The organism is Streptomyces sp. NPDC097981 (assembly GCF_040302565.1).
In the GTDB taxonomy this organism is placed as follows: domain Bacteria; phylum Actinomycetota; class Actinomycetes; order Streptomycetales; family Streptomycetaceae; genus Streptomyces.
On record NZ_JBEORW010000154.1, the window covers coordinates 1 to 3,086 of the forward strand.

At 66.4% G+C, this 3,086-nt stretch carries 5 protein-coding genes; 3 read left to right on the forward strand and 2 right to left on the reverse strand.

All coding sequences use genetic code 11. The annotated features are described in order from the left end of the window. Positions 1–58: 58 nt before the first annotated feature. Positions 59–520, reverse strand: a complete 462-nt coding sequence (locus tag ABTY04_RS40665; protein ID WP_502996831.1) for a transposase — start codon at positions 518–520, stop codon at positions 59–61. On the opposite strand from ABTY04_RS40665, the gene ABTY04_RS41435 reads away from it, so the two are divergent. The 3 genes from ABTY04_RS41435 (at position 411) to ABTY04_RS40680 (ending at position 2,637) form a co-directional block, all read left to right on the forward strand. Then, entirely contained in the window at positions 411–740 is a 330-nt protein-coding gene (locus ABTY04_RS41435; protein WP_502996832.1) for a hypothetical protein, read from the forward strand. The genes ABTY04_RS40665 and ABTY04_RS41435 overlap by 110 nt on opposite strands. Positions 741–783: 43 nt before the next feature. Further along, positions 784–1,770: an IMP dehydrogenase gene (locus ABTY04_RS41440; RefSeq protein ID WP_502996830.1), complete on the forward strand. Its 987-nt coding sequence runs from the start codon at positions 784–786 to the stop codon at positions 1,768–1,770. A 123-nt stretch (positions 1,771–1,893) separates the two neighbouring features. Then, positions 1,894–2,637, forward strand: a complete 744-nt coding sequence (locus tag ABTY04_RS40680; protein WP_352218464.1) for a hypothetical protein — start codon at positions 1,894–1,896, stop codon at positions 2,635–2,637. Between the two features lie 113 nt (positions 2,638–2,750). Here ABTY04_RS40680 and ABTY04_RS40685 read toward each other — a convergent pair. After that, on the reverse strand, positions 2,751–3,086 hold a 336-nt coding region (locus ABTY04_RS40685; RefSeq protein ID WP_352218465.1), incomplete at its 5' end, for an IS3 family transposase.

Below are 3,086 nucleotides of genomic sequence, written 5' to 3' on the forward strand. Positions count from 1 at the left end.
GACACGCCGTCAGCGTCCTCGATCAGGTGACCAGTCATCGCGTCCATCAGGGGTCCCTTCACAGCGGGTGTCCACCTGATTCATGACACTCCCGGCCGCGGTCAAGGGGGTCTGTGTTATTGATCAGAAATTCATGGGGTTCTCGTCGCGGCGTAGCGGATGTGTGGGCCGCCGAAGTAGCCGCGGACGATGTGGGGCTGGCGCTGTCGTCTGCGGAAGAAGCGGCGGGTCCCGGCGGGCGCTCGGTGTGGTTCCGGGATCGGTGCTGTCGGGGCAGGCTGTGCTTGAGGTCGGCGTTGACCAGTTCGTCGGGGTTCGGCTCAGGCGAGTACGGGGGCAGGAAGTGCAGCTCGATGGCGTCGGGGTGGGCGGCGGGCCAGTCGCGGACCTTCGTTGGAGCGGTGGGCGCAGTGTCCGTCGGCCACGAGGTGGACCTTGTGGCCGAAGTGGCCGGCGAGCCGGTCGGGGAAGCGGCACATAGCCTCGGCGGTGAAGCTCCGGGTGAAGACCTGAAGTGCATCCGGCCCCTGGTGCTGATCGCCGGCATCGCGTTCACGGAGAACCGGTTTCCCGCTCCGCCGCTCCGGGACGTCCTCGGCCTGCCGGGAGCGGAGTTCGGCGAGGGCGGCAGGGAGGGCCGCAGGGTGCCGGCAGCGCATCGACGACTGGATCACCGGTGGCACCAGCCAACGGCGCTACCTGATCCGATACTTCCTGACCTGGACCACAAGCCGTTCTGAAGCCAACGCCCGGCTGTGGGACCAGCGGCTCGACTGCCTCCCCGTGCTCGACGCCGAGGGCCACCTGCAGTACCTGGTCTTCCGGTCCGACTACACGGACAACAAGCGCTTCCCGAACCAGGCCGTGGACACCGCAAAGCGCCTGCGGGTGGGCGCGGGCATCAACACCCACGACTACCAAGAGCGCGTTCCCGCCCTGCTGGAGGCGGGCGCCGACGCCCTGTGCTTCGACTCCTCCGACGGCTACAGCGACTGGCAGACGCAAGCCCTGACCTGGGTGAAGAAGCACTACCCGGAGATCCCCACCGGCGGCGGCAACGTGGTCGACGGCGAGGCGTTCACCTTCCTCGCCGAGGCCGGTGCGGACTTCGTCAAGGTCGGCGTGGGCGGCGGCTCCATCTGCATCACCCGCGACCAGAAGGGCATCGGCCGCGGCCAGGCCAGCGCGGTCCTGGACGTCACCGCCGCCAGGGACGCCTTCCGCGATCGCACCGGCGAGTACGTGCCGATCTGCTCTGATGGCGGACTGGTGCACGACTACCACGTGGCCCTGGCACTGGCGATGGGAGCCGACTTCGTCATGATGGGGCGTTACTTCGCCCGCTTCGACCAGGCGGCCGGCGCGAAGCTCCCCACCCGGGACGGCTTCGTGAAGGAGTACTGGGGCGAGGGGCGAGGGCTCGAACCGTGCCCGCAACTGGCAGCGCTACGGACAAGGAGGCCAGGGCCTGATCTTCGAAGAAGGCGTCGACGGCTACGTCCCCTACGCCGGCGACCTCAACGAAGGGCTCGCCGTGACCATCGCCAAGCTCAAGACCACGATGGTGTCCTGCGGCTCCACCACTCTTCCGGAGTTTCAGTCCACGGCTCGGCTGACCCTGGTATCCGACCAGAGCTTCCAGGAGAGCCACGCCAACGTCACCCTGCGCGACAACACCCCGATAACTATCGCCTGAGAGCCTGCCAAGAGCCTCGGCCCACTGGCCGAGGGGGAATAGTGCAAGCCGGAATAACCCCCTCCCGCCAGTAATCCGGGAGATCACCAAGGGCTCCGTCGTGGAGCACTTCAGCACACCGGCCGCGAAGTCGACCAAGGTCAAGCTGTCGCGTCCGTCCCAAGCCGCAATCCGAAACCTAGTTCACCAGCAAGGACGTGATCGAGGACAATGTCGACCACGTCAACCGACGCCGGAACATCACCGGCCTGGACGAGATCCCGCAGCACATCACACCGCACATGTTCCGCAGAACCATGGCGCTGCTCACCCGGGACTTCCCCGGCTCGGAGATCGCGGTCGGCATGCAGCTCAAGCACGCTGCCACCCGAGCCCTGGCCAACCGGACCACCGGCGGTTATATGGAGCCCGCCTCGTCCTGGGCCCGCCATCTCGACAACGCCATCGCCGAGCGGAAGTTCCAGCGCGTCAAGGAGCTCTTCGCGGCCGACAACAGCCGCGGCGAGACCATCGGCTTCGGCCCCGGCCGCATGCGCGAGGCCTTCGCCGCAGTACGCGAGAAGGCCGCCGAACTACGGGCCACCGGCAAAGCTCAGCTCGGCGATCTCCGGGTTGAACACGACCTGCCACAGCGCACCCGGTTCTCAATCCGCTTCGGCAAGCTCAACCACTGCACCATGAACGACGACGACCCCGTCGGGGCCAAGTACCGCAAGGACGCCGTCGCTCCCGAAGGACACCGCGGCCCTCTCCTCGACCGCTGCCAGCCCTCCCGATGCGCCAACAGCGTTCTCGGCCCCGAACACTTACCGATCTGGACGGCTGAACGCGGCTCCCTGAACCGGCTGCGAGCCGATCCCAAGCTCCCCGCCAACCGCCGAGCCCTGCTCGATGCCCAACTGAACGAGGTGGCCGTGATACTCAAGAAGGCTGGCCAGTGACCGTCTCCACCAAGACGGAACAGGCCCTGCGCGATGCCATGGAACGACTTCTGTCCGGCCAGTCCCAGCACACCGACGGCAATGAGGTTCCCCCGCTGTGCGGGAGGTGCTGACTAGCTGGTCAGGGTGGGTTGACGTGGTTTCAGGTTCGCTCGTTCGGTTGCTGCCTGGTTGGCGTAGTGCTTCTCTTCGTACTCGATGGGGCTGAGGTATCCGAGTCGTTTCTGGATGCGGCGGGGGTTGTAGAAGCTGTCGAGGTACTCAAAGAGCGCGAGGTTCGCTTCAGCCCTGGTGGCGAAGACTCGGCCGCGGATGCACTCGGTCTTGATGACCATCCACAGGTTCTCCGCGAGGGCGTTGACGCTCCTATAGCTGTCAACTGACTGTACGGGGTGTCTTTGGGGCGGGTCGGAGGAGGTGGTAGACCTCGCGGATGACGTAGCGTTTGA

Excerpts from the sequence above, each read along its gene's own strand:
- ABTY04_RS40665 (WP_502996831.1), bottom strand. The coding sequence starts at position 520 with ATGCACTTCAGGTCTTCACCCGGAGCTTCACCGCCGAGGCTATGTGCC.